21 protein-coding genes are annotated in these 18,273 nt (G+C 45.2%); 13 read left to right on the top strand and 8 right to left on the bottom strand.

Translation table 11 applies throughout. The features are described from left to right. Positions 1-484 precede the first annotated feature (484 nt). Both ACTIE6_RS26635 and folE read left to right on the top strand, forming a co-directional pair. The gene (locus ACTIE6_RS26635) at positions 485-901 is read left to right on the top strand and encodes a 6-pyruvoyl trahydropterin synthase family protein (protein ID WP_439559524.1); all 417 of its coding nucleotides are present in this window, start codon (positions 485-487) and stop codon (positions 899-901) included. Then, positions 861-1,550, top strand: coding sequence for a GTP cyclohydrolase I FolE (folE, locus tag ACTIE6_RS26630; RefSeq protein ID WP_439559523.1), 690 nt, complete (start codon positions 861-863; stop codon positions 1,548-1,550). Before ACTIE6_RS26635 ends, folE begins: the two co-directional genes overlap by 41 nt. 420 nt (positions 1,551-1,970) lie before the next feature. Here the strand turns inward: folE and ACTIE6_RS26625 are convergent, their stop codons facing one another. Beyond that, entirely contained in the window at positions 1,971-2,894 is a 924-nt protein-coding gene (locus tag ACTIE6_RS26625) for a sugar phosphate isomerase/epimerase family protein (protein WP_439559522.1), read from the bottom strand. Positions 2,895-2,918: 24 nt separating this feature from the next. Then, on the bottom strand, positions 2,919-3,932 hold the full coding sequence (locus ACTIE6_RS26620) for a cation diffusion facilitator family transporter (protein WP_439559521.1): 1,014 nt from the start codon (positions 3,930-3,932) through the stop codon (positions 2,919-2,921). Positions 3,933-3,979: 47 nt separating this feature from the next. On the opposite strand from ACTIE6_RS26620, the gene ACTIE6_RS26615 reads away from it, so the two are divergent. After that, the gene (locus ACTIE6_RS26615; RefSeq protein ID WP_439559520.1) at positions 3,980-4,525 is read left to right on the top strand and encodes an NUDIX domain-containing protein; all 546 of its coding nucleotides are present in this window, start codon (positions 3,980-3,982) and stop codon (positions 4,523-4,525) included. Position 4,526: 1 nt separating this feature from the next. Beyond that, positions 4,527-5,141: a LysE family translocator gene (locus ACTIE6_RS26610; protein ID WP_439559519.1), complete on the top strand. Its 615-nt coding sequence runs from the start codon at positions 4,527-4,529 to the stop codon at positions 5,139-5,141. Here ACTIE6_RS26610 and ACTIE6_RS26605 read toward each other — a convergent pair whose 3' ends face one another. Together ACTIE6_RS26605 and surE are read right to left on the bottom strand one after the other, a co-directional pair. Beyond that, positions 5,142-6,707, bottom strand: a complete 1,566-nt coding sequence (locus ACTIE6_RS26605; protein WP_439559518.1) for a GH3 family domain-containing protein — start codon at positions 6,705-6,707, stop codon at positions 5,142-5,144. A 10-nt stretch (positions 6,708-6,717) separates the two neighbouring features. Then, positions 6,718-7,488 (bottom strand): 5'/3'-nucleotidase SurE, encoded by a 771-nt coding sequence (gene surE, locus ACTIE6_RS26600; RefSeq protein ID WP_439559517.1) that lies wholly within the window; start codon positions 7,486-7,488, stop codon positions 6,718-6,720. Between the two features lie 117 nt (positions 7,489-7,605). Between surE and ACTIE6_RS26595 the strand changes: the two genes are divergently transcribed. Next, positions 7,606-8,100: a GNAT family N-acetyltransferase gene (locus tag ACTIE6_RS26595; RefSeq protein ID WP_439559516.1), complete on the top strand. Its 495-nt coding sequence runs from the start codon at positions 7,606-7,608 to the stop codon at positions 8,098-8,100. A 1-nt stretch (position 8,101) separates the two neighbouring features. Here the strand turns inward: ACTIE6_RS26595 and trhO are convergent, their stop codons facing one another. Beyond that, positions 8,102-9,091 carry an oxygen-dependent tRNA uridine(34) hydroxylase TrhO gene (gene trhO, locus ACTIE6_RS26590; RefSeq protein ID WP_439559515.1) on the bottom strand — a complete coding sequence of 330 codons (990 nt, stop codon included), beginning with the start codon at positions 9,089-9,091 and terminating at the stop codon, positions 8,102-8,104. A gap of 184 nt (positions 9,092-9,275) precedes the next feature. On the opposite strand from trhO, the gene ACTIE6_RS26585 reads away from it, so the two are divergent. Beyond that, positions 9,276-9,890 (top strand): deoxynucleoside kinase, encoded by a 615-nt coding sequence (locus ACTIE6_RS26585; protein WP_439559514.1) that lies wholly within the window; start codon positions 9,276-9,278, stop codon positions 9,888-9,890. Positions 9,891-9,898: 8 nt separating this feature from the next. On the opposite strand, the gene ACTIE6_RS26580 is transcribed toward ACTIE6_RS26585, so the two are convergent. Both ACTIE6_RS26580 and ACTIE6_RS26575 read right to left on the bottom strand, forming a co-directional pair. Further along, the gene (locus tag ACTIE6_RS26580) at positions 9,899-10,381 is read right to left on the bottom strand and encodes a hypothetical protein (RefSeq protein ID WP_439559513.1); all 483 of its coding nucleotides are present in this window, start codon (positions 10,379-10,381) and stop codon (positions 9,899-9,901) included. Between the two features lie 282 nt (positions 10,382-10,663). Next, positions 10,664-11,368, bottom strand: a complete 705-nt coding sequence (locus ACTIE6_RS26575) for an XRE family transcriptional regulator (RefSeq protein WP_439559512.1) — start codon at positions 11,366-11,368, stop codon at positions 10,664-10,666. Between the two features lie 122 nt (positions 11,369-11,490). On the opposite strand from ACTIE6_RS26575, the gene ACTIE6_RS26570 reads away from it, so the two are divergent. The 6 genes from ACTIE6_RS26570 (at position 11,491) to ACTIE6_RS26545 (ending at position 16,834) form a co-directional block, all read left to right on the top strand. Then, positions 11,491-11,868 carry a hypothetical protein gene (locus ACTIE6_RS26570; RefSeq protein WP_439559511.1) on the top strand — a complete coding sequence of 126 codons (378 nt, stop codon included), beginning with the start codon at positions 11,491-11,493 and terminating at the stop codon, positions 11,866-11,868. A 684-nt stretch (positions 11,869-12,552) separates the two neighbouring features. Further along, the gene (locus ACTIE6_RS26565) at positions 12,553-12,861 is read left to right on the top strand and encodes a hypothetical protein (RefSeq protein ID WP_439559510.1); all 309 of its coding nucleotides are present in this window, start codon (positions 12,553-12,555) and stop codon (positions 12,859-12,861) included. After that, on the top strand, positions 12,848-13,168 hold the full coding sequence (locus tag ACTIE6_RS26560; RefSeq protein ID WP_439559509.1) for a hypothetical protein: 321 nt from the start codon (positions 12,848-12,850) through the stop codon (positions 13,166-13,168). Before ACTIE6_RS26565 ends, ACTIE6_RS26560 begins: the two co-directional genes overlap by 14 nt. 107 nt (positions 13,169-13,275) lie before the next feature. Further along, positions 13,276-16,353 (top strand): hypothetical protein, encoded by a 3,078-nt coding sequence (locus ACTIE6_RS26555; RefSeq protein ID WP_439559508.1) that lies wholly within the window; start codon positions 13,276-13,278, stop codon positions 16,351-16,353. An 18-nt stretch (positions 16,354-16,371) separates the two neighbouring features. Next, positions 16,372-16,632, top strand: a complete 261-nt coding sequence (locus ACTIE6_RS26550) for a hypothetical protein (protein WP_439559507.1) — start codon at positions 16,372-16,374, stop codon at positions 16,630-16,632. A gap of 22 nt (positions 16,633-16,654) precedes the next feature. Continuing rightward, complete coding sequence (locus tag ACTIE6_RS26545; RefSeq protein ID WP_439559506.1) at positions 16,655-16,834, top strand: hypothetical protein; 180 nt, start codon at positions 16,655-16,657, stop codon at positions 16,832-16,834. 114 nt (positions 16,835-16,948) lie between these two features. On the opposite strand, the gene ACTIE6_RS26540 is transcribed toward ACTIE6_RS26545, so the two are convergent. After that, the gene (locus tag ACTIE6_RS26540; RefSeq protein WP_439559505.1) at positions 16,949-17,230 is read right to left on the bottom strand and encodes a hypothetical protein; all 282 of its coding nucleotides are present in this window, start codon (positions 17,228-17,230) and stop codon (positions 16,949-16,951) included. Between the two features lie 632 nt (positions 17,231-17,862). On the opposite strand from ACTIE6_RS26540, the gene ACTIE6_RS26535 reads away from it, so the two are divergent. Then, entirely contained in the window at positions 17,863-18,237 is a 375-nt protein-coding gene (locus ACTIE6_RS26535; protein WP_439559504.1) for a hypothetical protein, read from the top strand. The last annotated feature ends 36 nt before the right edge of the window (positions 18,238-18,273 follow it).

Raw genomic sequence — 18,273 nt, 5'->3', positions numbered from 1 at the left:
GAATGTAACCAGGTAGGAACTGGTATTATCCAGCGAAAATGCCTTTTTGAAGAAACTGATCAGTGTTCCGTTGACCCAGGTCACGAAACCCATGATGAAGAAGATGATACCTATAATAAACAGAGGAATCAGGTAACTATTTTTTTTGCTCATTTAAATGGTGGTTAATTGGATGTCCGGGGGGTAGGGGGGCAAAAGTTTAACTATTTATATACAATACTGAATAATCGCTATTCAGGCTCTTCTTTATTCTGCGTTTGGGCGCAATTTACATGAATAAGTAGTTTTTTATTTTTTTTTACGAATTAAATAATTCCACGAAGCTGCACAGGATTTTGCATTGGCGTGAACATTTTGGAAATGTATGGCGTTTACCCAAAGCAAGTGACTCCAAAGAGCATTTCACGCAGGCTCAGGCCTTAAATGTGTTGGACACATACTTTGTTACGACATTTAAGGATTCATTATTTAAGTAATTGACAATATGGTGCAAAAGGTGGCTGTGTTCCGGAAGGAACATTTCAATGCGGCTCATCGTCTTCATAACCCCGCGTGGTCAGAGGAGAAGAACGCAGCAGTATTCGACAAATGCAACAATCCTAATTTTCATGGGCATAACTATGAGCTGATCGTGCAGGTTACCGGGCCGGTGGATCCTGAAACCGGTTATGTAATGGACATGAAAGTGCTCAGCGCTATTTTGAAAGAGTTTGTGATTGATCGATTTGACCACAAAAACCTGAATCTTGACGTACCCGAATTCCAATCCCTCAATCCTTCCGCAGAGAACATAGCGATCGTTATTTATTCCATTTTAAGACCTAAAATTGATTCAGGGCTTGACCTGAAAATTAGATTATATGAAACCGAACGGAACTTTGTCGAATATCCCGCCATCTGAAATTTTGGACCTGGAAGAAATCGGTGACGATCATGTGTTTAACTCCATCGAAACGCCTCTTCGGAAGGATGCTTTTGCTATGGAGGATGAAACGAAGATCGAGTTGATCGAGAAGCATTTCAGGCACATCATGGAAATAATGGGCCTGGACCTTACTGACGACAGCCTCAATGGAACTCCCAAGCGAGTCGCTAAGATGTTTGTAAAAGAAGTTTTCAGCGGTCTCGATCCGAAGAACAAGCCAGCGGTCACGCTATTTGACAATAAATACAAGTACGACCAGATGCTGGTCGAAAAAGATATCTCGGTGTTCTCCAACTGCGAGCACCACTTTGTACCCATTTACGGAAAAGCGCACGTGGCGTATATTTCCAGTGGCAAGGTAATCGGCTTATCAAAGCTCAACCGCATTGTAGAATACTACGCCAAACGCCCGCAGGTACAAGAGCGGCTCACCGTGCAAATCGCCAACGAACTGAAACAAGCTTTACAGACCGAAGACGTAGCCGTAGTAATCGACGCCCAGCACATGTGCGTACAATCCCGCGGCATCCGCGACTCAGAAAGTTCTACTGTGACTGCGTATTATGGCGGTAAGTTCGAGAATGAGGTGACCAGGAAGGAGTTTTTAAGTTATTTGGGGATGTGAGCTTTACCCCCTGCCCCCTGGGAGGGGGTTTGTTTCTTGATTGAAAAATTAGGGCCATTTTGTAGTTTGCAAAATGGCCCTAATTTTTTTCATATCTTCCAAAGTAGCCATCTTAAAAAAAGCCCCCTCCCAGGGGGTTGGGGGTAAGGTCAAACCATCGGCTCAATTCTCTCCAAATGTGACCCTGCTGGGGATTACCCCCTGCCCCCTTCTAGGGGGTTGGGGTGGAGTCAAACCATCGGCCCAATTCTCTCCAAATGTGACCCTGCTGAGATTACCCCCTGCCCCTGGAAGGGGGTTTTGTGTCGCAAGTGTAAAAAACGATGGGCATTTTGCCAGCTGCAAAATGCCCATCGTTGTCATCTTACCAAACGGTACCCGCTCCAAAATAGCCCCCTCCCAGGGGGTTGAGGGTTGGGGTTAAACCATCGGTCCAACTCTCTCCAACAACGCCTTAGTCGCTTTGATACCGTCGTACTCCGAAAGCTTGCTTCCTTCATATTCAATACCTGCGATACCTTTGAAGCCTGCTTCTTTTACGATTTTGAGGATTTTTGTGTAGTCTGTTTCAATGCAGTTTCCTTTTTCGTCGAAATCGTAGGTTTTTGCACTTACTCCTTTTGCGTAGGGCATCAGTTCTTTTGTTCCCTGGTACCTGTCGTAAGACTCTTCGCAGCCGGTTGATGAACGTTTGATACAGAAATTGCCGAAATCAGGTAGTGTACCTACATTTTTGAGGTTAACCTGCTTCATCACACCCGACAGCCACTGTCCGTTTGAAGAAGAACCGCCGTGGTTTTCTACGATTACGTTAATGCCTGTTTTGGCAGCGAACTCACCCAGTTTACCCAAACCTTCAACCGCAGCCTTCGCGATTTCATCATTGGATCCTTTCCCGAATGCATTCACACGAATGGTTTTGCAACCCAGGTATTTGGCCGCTTCAACCCATTTGTAATGGTTTTCAACCGCTTTGTTACGCACAGCTGCGTCCAGTTCACCCAGTCCGCCTTCACCATCAATCATGATCAGGTGAGCCTTCACGCCATTGTCTTTTTGTCTTTTGATCAGATCATTCAGGTACGTTTTATCCTCAGCTTTGTCCTTGAAGAACTGGTTTACATACTCAACAATGGATATACCAAACTCTTTTTTTGCAAGTTCAGGGAATTCAAGGTTGGTCAGTTTTTTGGCAAACAGTGCTTTGTGCAGCGACCATTCAGCCAGGGAAATGTCAAACCAGAGCTTTTTAGCTGGCTCAGCTGCGAAAAGATCAGTAAAGGCGGTGGCAGCAAGCGCAGTGGCTCCGGCCTGTTTTAGGAAATCGCGTCGCGAAACGTACATTTTGGTTGGAATTTAGATTAAAAGTTATTCTTGTATATTGATCTTCGCTTCTGTGTAAAGCTTTTCATTCTTCACGAGCTTGGCCGCGTCCCATTCAATGTCCTGAATGAAATCGTGCTGGCGTACCGGACAATTGTCGATCCTGCAAAAATAGCAGCATTGAAACAGGCAGGGATCTGCGTGCACAAAAATTTCGGTTTCGCCGCTGTGACTGTTTTTAAGTGTGTTTTCAAAGTTATGAATTGTTTCGTGCACTTTCTGAAGTTCCCAATAATAGGGGAGCGTCAGGTGGCAGTCGATGTGCAAATCTGATCCGTACTGCTGCACGCGCAAGTTATGAACGTCAATCCAGTCCTGCTTCTTGTTGTCCCGTAAAGTTTGGACTACTTTTTCCAGAAGCGTTTCGTCGCTCGCATCCATCAATCCAGCCACCGATTTGCTCACGAGATGGAAGCCATTGTAAGCCAGGAACACGCCGAACAGGAGAGAGGCCGCGCTGTCAATCCACACCTGACCTGTAAGTATGATGAGGCCGACGCTCACAATCAGGACAAGACTACTGATACTGTCGGACATTAAATGCCTGCCATCTGCGATCAGTGCGAGTGAGTTGGCCTTTTTTCCCTCGCGAAGCAGTTTGTAGCCAATAATGGTATTGACAAAAATGGTGAAAATAATAAAACCCGACCCTTGCAGCAGGTTCTGGATCGGCGCAGGCTCCATTAATCGTTTTACTGCTTCTATTATGATGAAGAGCGAAGCGATCATGATCAATGCACCTTCAAAGCCAGCTGAAAAAAACTCGATTTTCCCGTGTCCGTAAGGGTGGTTCCGGTCTTTCGGCTGGGCTGAAAGGTAGATACTGTAAAAGGCAAAACCACTCGCAATCACATTGATGATCGATTCGAGGGCATCACTTAAAATAGCATTGGAAGAAGTAATATAGTAGGCAAAAAACTTCAACCCCGTCAGCAGGATACTGGCTATAAAAGACAGCAGAATGAGACGTTGTTTGAGCTTATTTTGGTTTATTTGCATCTGGGAGCTAAAATTCCGAGGTTAAAAATACTAAGAAAAAGCGGGTTATGTCCACAGAAAATAACTGGAAAACACTTTCGTCACAAACTGTCTATGAAAATGCCTGGCTTGAACTCAGCCACCGCGACGTGATCAATCCGTCGGGCAACAAAGGCATTTACGGGCTCGTGAAATTTAAGAATCAGGCGATTGGCATTATCCCCATTGATGAAAATGGTAACATTTACCTGGTAGGTCAATTCCGTTATGCAATCGATGAATATTCCTGGGAAATTCCCGAAGGCGGTGGTTTGCTCGGTACCGATGTACTTGCAGCGGCCCAACGGGAATTGAAGGAAGAAACTGGTTTGGTAGCGAACAAATGGACCAAGCTGGCGCGGGTTCATACTTCTAATTCGGCCACGAACGAAGAAGCATTTTTATACATAGCAGAAGAACTTTCCCAGCAGGAAGCAGAGCCAGAGGATACCGAGGATTTGCAGGTCAAAATCGTGCCGCTTACAGAAGCTGTTGAAATGGTCATGCGATCTGAAATCACGGATTCGATGTCAGTCTGCGCCATTCTGATGACAGCCCGGCTGAAAGGAATCTGATATGCTGGAATCCCTGCTTTACGGTACGCTTACCGGCATTGCCTTGTGTCTTACTTTCGGTACCGTTTTCTTTTCACTTGTTCAGAATAGCGTTGATAATGGATTTGGCGCTGGTGTCAAAATCGCATTCGGCGTTTTTGTGTGCGATATCATCTTTGTTTTCTTCGCGATCTTCGGTACTGCATTGCTCCCTGATATTCCCAATTTCAAGCAATACATGGCAGGTGCGGGCGTGGTGTTCCTACTCATACTCGGGCTTGGTAATCTGATCAAAGGCCAGCCGAAGATTGCCTATCCGCAGACTAGCCTGGGCAGTCTCGTTTACTATTTTACGACAGGATTTTTGTTAAATGGGTTGAACCCGGTGAACTTCATCAGCTGGGTTACCATTGCTTCCTATATCCGCACCAACCTGCATTACGATCTGAACCAGGTAATGCTCTTTTTCGGAGCGAGTGTGATTGCAGTGTTTTTGGTTGAATGCGGGATTGCATTCTCTGCACAGCGGTTGAAGCGCCTTTTTACACCCAAAGTGGTAACTGTATTTAACAAAGTGACAGGCGCAGTTTTCATCCTGATCGCCTGTCAAATCGCTTATACCAACTTTATCAAATAGCTATTTCATTTCGTATCCCTGCGTTTTCAGGAAAGCCTTCCATTCTTCAATCAGGAAGTTTTTAAATACGCGTGGAAATTTGTGTTGTCCGCCCATTTTACCTTTTGATTTCATCCAATCGTAAAACACCTGATTGGGTAGTACGGTTACAAATACTTCCTGCAGTGCATGCCGGCGCTCAACAGCGTAATCGTCGTTCAGCTCCGACAGCTTCGCATCCAGCTTCTTTTTCAAAACATCGGTATCTACATCCTTTTCCTCCACACCAATGTACCATTGATGGGCAAACATCGAACCGTGCTCCACGCCACTTACTGTAAATTCCTTGACAGTAATGCCCATTTCGTCAGACACCAAATCGATTGCTTTATTCATATTATCTACCGACAAATGCTCTCCGCAGAGGCTGAGGTAGTGTTTCGTGCGGCCGGTAATTACAATTTCACCTTTGGCTTTATCAATGAATTTCACCGTATCCCCGATAAGATACCGCCACGCGCCGGCGCAGGTTGACAGCAGCAATGCATATTCCGTCCCTTCTTCTACCTGATCGATCATCAGCGTTTTCGGGTTGGCGAGCAACGTTCCCTCAGAGTCGAAATTTTCCTGGTTAAATGGGATAAACTCAAAAAAGAGCCCGTTATCACACACCAGCTCCATTCCCTGTGCGCCGGGGCGGGTCTGGTAAGCGATAAATCCTTCGGAAGCGAGGTAAGTATTAATGTAAATCAGCGGCTTGGCGAGCAGCTTCTCAAATCCTTTGCGATAAGGTTCAAAAGAAACCCCGCCGTGACCAAATACGCGCAGGTTCGGCCATATATCGTGAATAGTTTTAACTTTATAATGGTCAATAATTTTTTCCATTAAAAGCTGGATCCAGGCCGGAACACCCACAACGAAACCAATATCCCATTCGTGTGCCTGTTTCGTGATCTCTTCCAGCTTCAAGCCCCAGTCTTTCTGAGCAGCGATTTTCTCGCCTGGCTTGTAATAGGGGCGGAACCAGTACGGAATCTGCTTAGCCTGAATACCACTCAGATCGCCCTCAAAATGCTTGTCCTGACCGTTAAGATTAGTACTTCCGCCCAGCATCAGAAAACCTTTTTCGTACAGATCGTCAGGAAGGTCCTTGTAATTTCCGAGCGACAAAATCTGGCGAATACTCGTTTTTTGCATTGCCCGCGACATCGCTTTGGTCACCGGAATGTGCTTTGTGGAAGCTTCCGACGTTCCTGAGCTTAATGCAAAATATTTAATCTGTCCCGGCCAGCAAACATCCTTTTCACCTGCAAGTGACTTATGCCACCATTCGTTAAAGATTTTATTGTAATCGTGGACGGGGACAGAGTGTTTATATAGCTCGTAAAATGCCCCTTTTTCGTTGAAAAGAATGGAGGAAAGCAGCTCGTCGAAGTTGTATTTCTCGCCGAACTCAGTGTACCTGGCTTTTGCGAGCAGCCTGGCCAGTGTCTTTTTTTGTTGCTGATGAAGACTTGCCTTGCGCCTGTTCGCGACGATGTTGCTAAAATGTATACCTCGTTTTAATAAGCGACCTACTAATGCCATAGCTGATAGTTTAGTGGAGATCCCAGGTCGAAAGCTGATTTAGCGCTTCATAACCTGTCAGATCATATTGACAAGGGACAACCGAGATATAATTATTTTCAAGTGCCCACACATCCGTATCTTCTTTTTCCGTGTCAAAATTGACGAACTCGCCTGCCATCCAGAAATAGCCTCTGCCATTTGGATCTACACGGTAATCAAATTTCTCCTGCCATTTTGCGAGTGCCTGCCGGCACACTTTCATACCTCTGATCGGCAGATCACTTTTCGCAGGAATGTTTACATTCAATGCAATACCAGTTGGTATCCCGTTTTTGAGTGCTTCTTCGGTGATCGATTTAATAAAAGGTACGCTGTGACTGAAATCAGCATCCTCGCGGAAATCGCATAATGAAAATCCAATGGCCGGAATGCCTTCAATCGCTGCCTCTATTGCCGCCGACATGGTACCGGAGTAAAGCACATTGATCGAATTATTGCTTCCGTGATTGATCCCGCTCACGACCAGATCAGGCTTTCTGTCCAGCAGAATATGGTGTTTCGCAATTTTGACACAATCCGCAGGTGTACCCGAGCATTCATATTCCGTCACATTATCAAAAATGTGGGTAGCGTAAAGGCGGAGTGGCTCGCCGATCGTGATCGCATGCCCCATTCCCGACTGCGGGCTATTGGGGGCTACAACCACCACTTCACCCAGCTCCTGCATGATTTCTACCAGCGTACGGATTCCTTTGGATGTTATGCCGTCGTCATTTGTAACTAAAATGAGGGGTTTCATATATTTCTACTTATCGGAAAGGCTGCGGAAACACACTCCGGCTGCTGCGATGAAGTATTACTGGTTTTTAGGTTTATAACTATTTATTTGCAGTTTTTAAGCTCAAATTTAATCATTATGCCCGCATTCTCAATAAAGCACGCGACCGCGGCAGATATACCGGCGATCATTTCAATACAGGAGCAAACCTGGGAACCTACTTATGGTGAAATCCTTAGCAAGGATCAGATTGACTATATGTTTAGTAAAATATATTCTTTTGATGCATTGAAATCCCAAATGGAGGACGGGCAGTCTTTTCTGATTTTGATGAAAGAAAATGACCCAGCCGGCTTCGCATCTGTCTCCGAAGAGAAACCCGGAACGTTCAAATTACATAAATTATATGTACTTCCTTCGACGCAGGGTACCGGTGCGGGCAAATTCCTTTTAGGTGAAGCGGAACAGTATGTCAAGGAGGCTGGTGGCCATGTCATGCTCCTGAATGTCAACAGGTACAACAAAGCAAAAGCCTTTTACGAAAAGCAAGGCTATCAGGTGATCGAAGAACAGGATATCGCGATCGGTCCGTACTGGATGAATGATTATATACTCGAAAAGCGGCTGGACTGATTCAGGCAGACTGCGTTTGCTGCGCTGCCAGCTTCATTTTTTTCAGGTTCTTTTTCTGGCTTTTCAAACCCTGCAATGGATGGTAGTGGTTGCTTTGGCTGACGTAGTAACCTGTTCCATCATAAATCCGCTTGCCCGGGTGCGCCTTGCACTCAGGTGAGCACGCGCCCTCCATTTCTTCGCCGCACTTGATACAAACGGGTACGTGCGTGTTACATTCCGCATTCGCACAGTTGATCATCCGGTCACAAGGTTCGTTGCAGATATAGCACTTGGAAATGACAGTCGGATTTACGCTGTTAACGTCAACTGTAATCCGGTTATCGAAAACGTAGCATTTACCATCGAAATTTTCGCCGCCTTCTTCCAGTCCGTACCGAATAATGCCGCCGTGAAGCTGATAAACATCTTTAAAGCCCTGATCTAACAGGTATGCACTCGCTTTTTCGCATTTGATCCCGCCGGTGCAATAGGTGACGATCTTCTTGTCTTTCAAATGCTCTATTTCGTGAATGTGCTCCGGCAGTTCGCGCAGCGTATGCATATCAAATGTGATCGCTCCCTTAAACTTGCCGACCTCGTGCTCATAATCCGAACGCATATCTACAAGTACCACATCAGGATCGTTGATCAGCTTCTTGAATTCGGCCGGTTCAAGGTGTTTTCCGGTTCGTTCAAGTGGATTTACGGGGAGGTCAGAATTGACAATCTCGTCTTTAACACGCACGTGCAATTTCTGAAATGCGATCTTATCGTGCTCCTCCACTTTGAACTGAACATGGCTGAAACGCACGTCGGAACGCACATAATTCATATATGCTTCGCAATCATCCGGTGTACCTGACACAGTTCCATTTAAACCTTCCGGCGCAATGATGATTCGCCCCAACAAGTTATGTTCAACACAAAACACGTGGTGCTCGTCCCGGTAAGTTTCGGTGTCAGCAATCGGAGAGTAGCAATAATATAAAATAACCCTGAACGGCTTCATTACAACTGATTTGGTTTTAACAAGAGAGGAAAAGTACCTCGCGAAATGGCTTTTTTCGTCAAAATCGATCGCAAATATACAAATAACACAACTTCAACGAAAATCACGCAGGTGCAGTTCTAACTCATTTCGAAATACATATTTTTGCAAAAAGCACCCAAATAGAAAATCTAAAAACAAACGTATGCACATCGCGATCATTGGTAATATAGGCGCAGGAAAAACGACGCTCACCCAACTGCTGGGCGAATATTATAAGTGGGACGTGATGTACGAGGCGGTGGAAGGCAATCCTTATCTCGCGGATTTTTACAACGATATGCCGCGCTGGGCTTTCAATTTGCAGATCTTTTTTCTGAACAGCCGGTTTGCACAAGTGCAGCAGATCAGGGCGACTACTTATTCTACCATTGTTCAGGACCGGACCATTTATGAAGATGCTTACATCTTTGCGCGGAATCTGTATGAATCGGGTGTGATGGCAGAGCGGGATTACCAGACTTACCAGCTGCTGTTCAAATCCATTATCAATACAGTATCGCAGCCAGATCTGCTGATTTACCTGAAAGCCGACATTCCCAAACTTGTTTCTCAGATTAAAAAGCGCGGGCGTGCTTTTGAAGCCGATATATCAACGGAGTATCTGTCGAGCCTCAACCGCTACTATGAAGATTTTGCCAAGAATTACGACCACGGTAAAATCCTGGAAATAGATGTGAATGAAATGGATTTTGCAGCCAATCGCGCAGATTTCGAATCTATTATTGCATTGCTGAACAAAGAGCTGTTTTACATTTAAATTGCTGCTCAGTTCATGCAGGCGAGAGCTTTTTGAAGTAGCTTATTGCTGGCCTCGCTGAAAACGAACACGCGCTTTTCTTCGGGAAGAAGCACTTCAATCCTGGCAGTACCATTCATCTTTTGCAACTCCTTCTCGGTAATAGGCGTGGAGAGCGTCATGATGGGCTGCCAGGGTGCGCGCTCGGATTTGGCTGTATAAAGCGAGAAGTTTCCCCCTGACGAAAACACCCGGACTTCGGTAAACATGCCCACGTGGTACACCATATCGAGGCTTTCATTATTGTATGAAAAGAGCCGCTCTTTTCCGCAGCGCGTCAATGTGATGTATTCTCCTTTGTTACTCAGCTTGATATCGTGGTAATGCACGATCTTACGGTTGGCCTCACTGATCTTTTCCCTGCATTGCCCAAAGACGTCCGTTCCGGGAAAAACAAGACCTGCAAGAATTTGAATAAAGAGAAACGAAAAGGAGTAGCGCTTGAATTTCAATGATTTCAGGGTTGAGTTAGGTTATTCGATCCTTGATTAAAATAACTGCTTAAAAGCAAGTAACTAGCAATAAGCTGTTTAAACAAAGAATTTACCCGCCGGAAAACAAAAAAAGTGCGTTTGATTGCTCAAACGCACTTTATCGACTGTGACCAGAAGGAGAGTCGAACTTTCTGGCATTTTAACACATAGGTTGATTTTCAGTGACATGGAGATTTACCACAATTAGCCTTATAGGCTTAAAATGGACGTGGATTGTCTTTGAATTGGCTCTGTTAAAATTTAGCGCAGTGGGGCGTCAACGATTCGCAAAACGCGCCATATTTTTCTAACATTCGACAGCGGTACTTCTATGCTTCCGCCAGTCTGATTGTTGTCAGAATGCAAGACGATTTTTCCATCTTCCGGGCTGTTCTTCACACGTTTAACTACGAAAAAATTGCCATATACGACCGCGTACACTCCGCTATTTAGATACATCCAATCGCCCGCCATTACCTCTTTACATCTGACTTTGCAGCCGTTCCACAAGTATGGCTCCATGCTGTCACCTTCGATTTCTATGATTACTTGATTTACGTAATTTTCTTCAGGTGATGACTTCAAAATCTGATAGGTTTCTTGCTCCTCGTTTATGTGGCCAAGTTCTACAAAGCTAGCTCTTGCCTTCGTGCTGATGTAGCTCAATGTGGCATATTGAACCGTCTCTGAATCAGCTTGTTTTAAATTTTTTGCATTGCTGTTTTCGTTGAGTACTGGGCCTTTGCCGGTTTGCCACCAGTCCGGATTTACATTGAGTTCATGTAAAATTCTGTATTCTACATTAGGGCCAATCGGTCGCTTGCCGCTCTCATACTTATTGACGTTGCCCTGGCTGCTACCAATCCGGGCTGCGAACTGCCCTTGATTTAGATTTAGCTCCTTTCTTAGTTGAGCAAATCTCGCAGCCTTCTCAGCCGTAACTTCTTGATTTATAGCTTTTGACATATTTTTATACGAGCCAATGAAAATAAATATATCAAAAGACTTGCTGTAAGTATGTCTTCTGACATACATTTACAATGTCATTAGATACTTGGTAAGTATTACGCAGCAAATCTAACAAATACATGGCTAAAACGCGGTCAATTTTGGTCAACGGAATCAAAGCCCGTTTGAAAGGTGAATTCTCTGTATTAGAGAAGAAAATGCCGGGACGTGAGTGGCGGGAACATCTAAGAAATCTTAGTGAATGGCAGAAAACGGAAGAAGCTGCCAACATCTGGAGAAATGCTAAACGTGGATTAGCTGGAATTGATGGCCTTAATCAACTCGTATCTGACATGAAAATTATCATCGAGCGGCAGGAAGCTAAACAAGAGGTTCAAACGTCAGAGGTTCAAACGCCAGAGGTTTTGATTGAACAGCTGCGCGAGGAGTCAATTAAAAACAGTTTGGAGAGCCTTCGAAGAAAACCCAAACGAGTAAAAAGTACAGCCAAATTATAGATCGAAATGGAGCAAATGACAATTAGTGAGCTGATGGTGACGATTAAGGAAAATTGGCCAGCTCTTTCGAAACAGGTAAAGGATCCGGACAAATATCTGCTAACCAGGACGCCGGCTGAATTGGTCATATTGGCCAGGTCAGTTTTAGAGAAAACCGGCCAAACGATCATCAAAAAGCATTTTTAACTTTAATCAATAACCTGATGTACTTCTCTTCTGAATCACTTGCCGGAACAATCGCCCACGCTGTTGAGCATGGCGTCAAACATCCGGATCCCTATGCTACCGCTAGCGGTATTGTGCTATTTGTCGCGCTGATCAGTTACACGTTAACCCGGAGACGCCGTGAGTCCTATTGAAATTTTTGCAATAGTCTACCTGAACTTTTTACTGGCAGTAGGAGCCTGGACCTTATACGAATTAAAGCATGCAATTATCATCGACGAACATGGGAACCCTGTCAAAAAAAGGAAAAATGAAGCAGACTGAAACAACTTTGGACTACGATCAATTTCAAACCGAGGTAGATCATATCAAGTGCCCAAAGTGCGGAAAGATCCAGAGTGCGCGGATAGTGCTAGCCAACCCGCGTATATACATGCACGACTGCGTTCAATGCGCTCATACCATCACCAAAGCCGATTGGCATTCCATCATTTAATCACCATTTAACTACCCTTTCAAATGAACTTGCTAGAAATTATTGCTGCCTGGGAGGCTGATAACCTTCCCCAGGACACAGAAACCCTTATTGCCTGGAAAAACGAGATCGACAGGATAGAGCAGCTGACATTTGAGTCGTGGCGCGGCACTGGCGACGCGAAGGTGGCCACAATGCTTTTCAATGAAATACTCAGGTACGCAGATATATCAGTGGCCATTCAGGACAAGGTTATGGCCAACCTGTTTACCTACCCTTACGGGATCCCGGCCGTGCAGGCAGATCCCGATATCAACTTTTTCAAACTTGAGAAATCCCATGGAAGAATCTAAGTATGCCGTCCGTGTAAATATGATTCACCTGCTTTTAATGTGGGCGATCATCCGTTCAGCTGAGATCAAGCCAGGCCCAGCCACTGCACTGCACAAGTCGCTCAGGGAAAAGGTGGATAATGCACGCTATATGAAGCCAGGGGGCGCATTAATCCCTGTTTATCTCACACAGGATGAAAAGAAGCTGCTACGGCAATACAATACTGATTACTGCGCCGTGCTCGCTGATAAGCCTGACACTGGTGAGACAGTCGGGATCTATCAAATGGCCACAAGAATTCAAATGCTCTTCTCTAAAAATTCATAACATACCTGGACCCTGCTCGCTTTTTTATAGAGGGTAGTAAGTAAGCTTCTCGCGCCGGCATTGCCGGCAAAGAGAGCGAGCAGTGTCCGGGGAAACAATAACCCCAAATGGCTAAGATTGATATTGACCGATTATTACAGGAAGATGGCGGCGAACGCTATATCCTTTCATGGTATCCGGATGCTGCTCAAAGCTTCCAGAATACTACCCGTAAATTCAAAACGCGGGAAGAAAAAACAGCCAGTGCCAGCCTCAAAAAGATTAATAACGAATGGGGAGTAACCGACTTCGGATATGATCAAAAATGGCGAAACGCCATTATGATCGCCATGCTCGAATTAGGCGTGGAATACGGGCCGGCCCTGCGTGCTGTATGTGAATTTTACAACTACCAGGACGATTTCCAGGCATTCGTGCCAAAGCCACGATATGAAGAGCGGACGGCGAAACCTGACGAGCAGGAAGGCGCTACCACAACCACACCAAAGGAATTTACCATTGCTGAGATTCGGACGATCCTGACGGACAATGCCTGGTTTAACCTGGGCAATACCGATGAAACCAGGAAGGAAAAAGCGCAGCAACTCTTTGCCTTGTATCACCTAAAAAGCCTGGATAATTACACCAACGTCTACCAGGGCAAACACCTGACTACGTACAGCACAGAGGAGTTTCCAATTTTTTACTTTGAGGAAGAAACATTCGGCAAGATCTACCGGCCGAAAGCTGCGCATGATAAGCGCTTCCGGTATGTTGGCAAGAAACCAGCTCACTTCATTCATGGTCTGGTGCAGCACCAGGCTTTTGTAAAAGATCTCAGACGGGAGCAGTACAATAAGGATGCAGCTGAACAGGAAGGAAGTGAAGAATTTGCCCCGACAAAGGAGCAGGCGGACAAAGCAGCCGATCAGCTGCAACACATAAAGCTTTCAGAAATCATTTGCTGCTCTGGAGGATCCGATGGGATCAATTGTGCAGCACTTGGATATCGCGTGATCTGGATGAACTCGGAATCTGAAAGCCTGAACGGGGAAGATATGTCAGCGATCCTTAAAATCGCCGACAAGGTGTATAATGTTCCGGATATCGACAAGACTGGAAAAGCTACTGGCCACGCCCTGGCACTCAAATACCTTTCATTGCTGACAGTCTGGCTTCCTGAGAAGATCTACCGCCAGGACAAGGATGGGAAAGCCACGAGCAAAGATCTTCGCGACTACCTGAAAACGCACAATAAAAAGGATTTTGACCGGCTATTAGGCACCGCTTTGCCATACCGGTTTTGGGACCAGGAGTTTTCCTATGATGACAACGGGAAGAAGAAAATGAAGTTCGGCCGGCCGCTGATCCAATATAAGTTTAACCACGTGCAGGCCTACAACTTTCTTTTCAGATCCGGATTTGCTCGGTTCCGGAGCGAGCGGGACAAGGAAGGGTTTTTCTATGTCCAGGTGACCGGCAATGTGGTCCGCAAAATAGATCCGCAAGAAATCAAAGGGTACCTGCACAGCTTCCTCCAGGAGCGCTGGCAGTATGACGATAGTGTTACACAGGACCTTTTAAACTCGATGTTCAGCACCAATCAGCTGAGCATTTCCAACCTGGCCAACTTGCCAATTTTAGACCTGGACTTTAAAAGCTACGGTCCAGATTACCAGTTTATGTTTTTCCCGAACTGCACCTTTAAGATAACAGCTGACGGGATCGAGGAGTCAAAAGGGATCAATACGGCAAAGTATGTTTGGGATGATAAAGTAATCACCTATCCGACAAAGGATAACAGCCAGCCGCGTATCAAAAAACTGGATCCGATGTTCAAAATCGAGAAGGTCGATGGTGAATATGATATCCAGATCCTGAATTCAGATTCGATGATCTTCCGGTTTTTGATTAACACTGCCCGGGTATACTGGCGCAAGGAATTCGAAGAAAGGCAAAGGCTTTGGGATACACATGGCACGGCTAAGAAGCGCGAGGAATACACTATTGCCCATGGCCTGATTGATCAGGAAATCGAAAGCTTTTTTGCCAAAAGAAGCCTGGATGACCAGGACAAATATCAGGAGCATAACCGCTTTAATATTGCGGGGCCGTTGTTGACCGGAGCTGAGAAGAAAGAACAGAAGCTGCACTTGATCAACCGGATCTACACGATCGGGTACATGCTGCACCGCTACAAAGATCCGGCGCGCGCCTGGTGCGTGTGGGCCATGGATAACAAGCTATCTGAGTCCATGGGCGACGATGCGAAATCCAATGGTGGATCCGGAAAGTCCCTAAGCGGAAAGATCTTGAAATGGATCTGGAAGTACAATGTTTCCTTTTCCGGAAGAAACCCGCTGCTGACCAAAAACCCGCATATCTACGACAAGGTGACCCGTCACACTGATTTGATGATCATCGATGACTGTTACGAGTTTCTCGACTTCGGCTTCTTCTACGGTGACATTACCGGAGATATGAACCCAAACCCAAAGCAAACGCAGTCGTATTCGATTAGCTTCGACGAAAGCCCAAAATTTTGGTTTGACAGCAACTTCGGCGACCGCGACTTCTCAGAGTCTACGCAGCGCCGGAAACTGGTCACTAGCTTCTCGGATTACTACCACGAGAATAACGGCGCCTACAATGAAACAAGGGAGCCAAAAGATGATTTTGGGGGCAAGCGGATGTTTTACGACTTCAATCACGATGATTGGAACCAGATGTTCAATTTCCTCGCTCAGTGCCTGCACTTCTACCTGGGCTGCGCGGACAAGATCAAACCGCCGATGAATAACATCCAGAAAAGGAACCTGCTCAGCTCGATGGGTAACCGTTTTTTCGAGTGGGCGGAAGTGTATTTCGGTGCTGAGAGTGGAAACCTTGATAAGCTTATTTGCAAGGATCACGCGAAAGACGCTTACATGAGTAGCGAAAAAATCCGCGATTTGAGTACACAGAAGTTCACGGATTGGCTTAAAAAGTATGCGACCTATCATGGCTATGAGCTTAATCCAGCTGAGTTTCAAAATAGCCAGGGGCGTATAATTCGGGACTTTTCTGGCGAAAAGAAAGAAGCCATTTTCTTCCGGACAAAGCTTGTGACCGGCGAAGAAGCGCCAGCGATTGTAAAACTGCCAAGCATTGCGCCTGACCTGAATTTTGATCCGCCGGCATCCGGTGATGACGTAATGCCTTTTTAACTCTTAACCAAAAACAGCATGGCAAAGCAGAATAATGACCTGGACTTCTTGAAAGAGCAATCCCTGTGGATAGATGCTAAGGGAAGAACACTGCTGGTTTATCGCCGCTGGTTCCAATCCGGACCGCGTGGAAGTGAGGTTGGCGACATCGACCTAATCATCCTGGATACGCTCGAACTCACTCGCAGGCCTTACAGCGAGATACAAGGACTGATCATCGACGGGCGAATGAAGTTCGCCCGCGAACTGGTCGATATCAGGGAATCACTTCTTGCGTAACAACTCCAAACAGTAAGCTTCAATGAAAATAATTAGCAAACCCTTTCGCCTTCTGTGCGCCCTTCTATGGGTGGCCGGGGTGGTATCCTTCGGCGCGATCGTGGCCGTAGTCGCAATAACCTTCAACGTAATTACCAACCTAACCGAAGCGATTATGCTTTCACAGGGAGAATCTAATCACTTAAACAGCAACGAAGTATGACAATCAAAACGAGTCGAACCTATGTCCCTACGATCTTTATTCTGGCCCTTGAAAACAATAGATATAGCCGCCACAACATTGCAGCGGCCAACAAATGAAATAGAGTTTAATTGGTTACTCAGATGCGGTCCAGTCAACGGCGTCTTCAAATCTTGCAACATATTTCATCAGCTTGTGCCTTGTCTCTTCCAAAGTTTCTCCAAACGGGGCAGATGGGTGATAGTTGGACATTTCATGTTCCAACCGGCAATAGTGACTCAATTCCCACGTGTACTGTGCGTTCGCTCCTTTAATGACCTTATAAATTCTTCCGATGATTGTAGGTTCGATATTGTGAAAGAAAAACCTATGTTCTTCAACAAAAAGGTATTGTTCGATCAATGTATGTTCTTTCATAGTTTTTATAAGAAGGTTGATTGTAAAAACAAACCAAAGTGCCCGGTAATCACTAAATACTCGCAATGAGCCAGTCCTAATGGGTTTATTAAAGCGTCGTTTGGCACCACGTCAAGCTTGAAATTGATGAATTAGCAAAGCCGAGTACTTGAAAGGCATACTCTTAAAAAAATGCAAAGACCGCTAACCAGGCAACCCGAAAAGGTTGCCATTTTTTTTGCCAGGGGGGAGTTGTCGGAGATCCCCCAAACCCCCTTCCTATAAAACTCCATTATTTTTGTAACTTATTATCTTTATTGATTATTATATCTTAAAGTGTTGAAATTGAGAGATATAAAATGAAATAGATTTCTTATCCGAAAGATAAAAAGTTACAAAAAGTAAAAACGGTTTGTATCCTTCTCAGTGCTCTGAAACTGCCAGATACAAATTTTCTTATCTCAGATAAGAAAATGAAATCGAGAAATTAACTTCTAACTATCTGAATAAGAGCGCACAATACAAAAAATAAGAAGTTACAAAAAAAATGTGGTTTCAGATTGGAGACAGTTCAGCAAAAGGAATAAAGGCTGGCGATTTCTTGAAAAGTAGTAGCGTTTATCGTATCTTCAGTGTTATAATAATGCAATTACATGGGATCAATCGTTTCGAAAATTGCCGACGAAATTAAGCTTCACGGATCGCTTGAAGCCTATTTCCTTTTTATGGAAGGTCAGCGGGAATCTGACACTGTACCTTCGGAGGCCGCTATATACAAATCTTATTACGTCACGCCATTGTACGCCGGGGAAAACGTAATAAACAAAGCTGGCCAGCCCTGCAGGGTGACCGAAGAACTTTTCTGGATCTTGGTGGCTACCCAGCTTAAAGAGATTTCGAAAGGCACCGCCCGCGATCAAGTAATACGGGAAGCAATGTCAAAGGTGGGAAAGTACATTGAAACCGCGAAAACGCCCTTTACAATTTGGAAACTGAGTTTCCAAATTATACCAGGAGATTTCAGGTAAATATGACCGTATGAGCATTAAATTCCGGCTCCGTTA

It is taken from the genome of Dyadobacter sp. (assembly GCF_051859145.1).
Lineage (GTDB): Bacteria > Bacteroidota > Bacteroidia > Cytophagales > Spirosomataceae > Dyadobacter.
Note: the sequence above shows the minus strand (reverse complement) of the source record. Positions and strands in the feature narration are given on the sequence as shown.

What these genes read in the sequence shown, in the direction of transcription:
- ACTIE6_RS26570 (WP_439559511.1), top strand. Translation starts at nt 11,491, where the DNA reads ATGGCTAAAACGCGGTCAATTTTGGTCAACGGAATCAAAGCCCGTTTG.
- ACTIE6_RS26625 (WP_439559522.1), bottom strand. Translation starts at nt 2,894, where the DNA reads ATGTACGTTTCGCGACGCGATTTCCTAAAACAGGCCGGAGCCACTGCG.
- folE (WP_439559523.1), top strand. Translation starts at nt 861, where the DNA reads ATGAAACCGAACGGAACTTTGTCGAATATCCCGCCATCTGAAATTTTG.
- ACTIE6_RS26565 (WP_439559510.1), top strand. Translation starts at nt 12,553, where the DNA reads ATGAACTTGCTAGAAATTATTGCTGCCTGGGAGGCTGATAACCTTCCC.
- ACTIE6_RS26595 (WP_439559516.1), top strand. Translation starts at nt 7,606, where the DNA reads ATGCCCGCATTCTCAATAAAGCACGCGACCGCGGCAGATATACCGGCG.
- ACTIE6_RS26620 (WP_439559521.1), bottom strand. Translation starts at nt 3,932, where the DNA reads ATGCAAATAAACCAAAATAAGCTCAAACAACGTCTCATTCTGCTGTCT.
- ACTIE6_RS26545 (WP_439559506.1), top strand. Translation starts at nt 16,655, where the DNA reads ATGAAAATAATTAGCAAACCCTTTCGCCTTCTGTGCGCCCTTCTATGG.
- ACTIE6_RS26605 (WP_439559518.1), bottom strand. Translation starts at nt 6,707, where the DNA reads ATGGCATTAGTAGGTCGCTTATTAAAACGAGGTATACATTTTAGCAAC.
- ACTIE6_RS26575 (WP_439559512.1), bottom strand. Translation starts at nt 11,368, where the DNA reads ATGTCAAAAGCTATAAATCAAGAAGTTACGGCTGAGAAGGCTGCGAGA.
- ACTIE6_RS26555 (WP_439559508.1), top strand. Translation starts at nt 13,276, where the DNA reads ATGGCTAAGATTGATATTGACCGATTATTACAGGAAGATGGCGGCGAA.
- surE (WP_439559517.1), bottom strand. Translation starts at nt 7,488, where the DNA reads ATGAAACCCCTCATTTTAGTTACAAATGACGACGGCATAACATCCAAA.
- trhO (WP_439559515.1), bottom strand. Translation starts at nt 9,091, where the DNA reads ATGAAGCCGTTCAGGGTTATTTTATATTATTGCTACTCTCCGATTGCT.
- ACTIE6_RS26550 (WP_439559507.1), top strand. Translation starts at nt 16,372, where the DNA reads ATGGCAAAGCAGAATAATGACCTGGACTTCTTGAAAGAGCAATCCCTG.
- ACTIE6_RS26540 (WP_439559505.1), bottom strand. Translation starts at nt 17,230, where the DNA reads ATGAAAGAACATACATTGATCGAACAATACCTTTTTGTTGAAGAACAT.
- ACTIE6_RS26585 (WP_439559514.1), top strand. Translation starts at nt 9,276, where the DNA reads ATGCACATCGCGATCATTGGTAATATAGGCGCAGGAAAAACGACGCTC.
- ACTIE6_RS26535 (WP_439559504.1), top strand. Translation starts at nt 17,863, where the DNA reads ATGGGATCAATCGTTTCGAAAATTGCCGACGAAATTAAGCTTCACGGA.
- ACTIE6_RS26635 (WP_439559524.1), top strand. Translation starts at nt 485, where the DNA reads ATGGTGCAAAAGGTGGCTGTGTTCCGGAAGGAACATTTCAATGCGGCT.
- ACTIE6_RS26615 (WP_439559520.1), top strand. Translation starts at nt 3,980, where the DNA reads ATGTCCACAGAAAATAACTGGAAAACACTTTCGTCACAAACTGTCTAT.
- ACTIE6_RS26610 (WP_439559519.1), top strand. Translation starts at nt 4,527, where the DNA reads ATGCTGGAATCCCTGCTTTACGGTACGCTTACCGGCATTGCCTTGTGT.
- ACTIE6_RS26560 (WP_439559509.1), top strand. Translation starts at nt 12,848, where the DNA reads ATGGAAGAATCTAAGTATGCCGTCCGTGTAAATATGATTCACCTGCTT.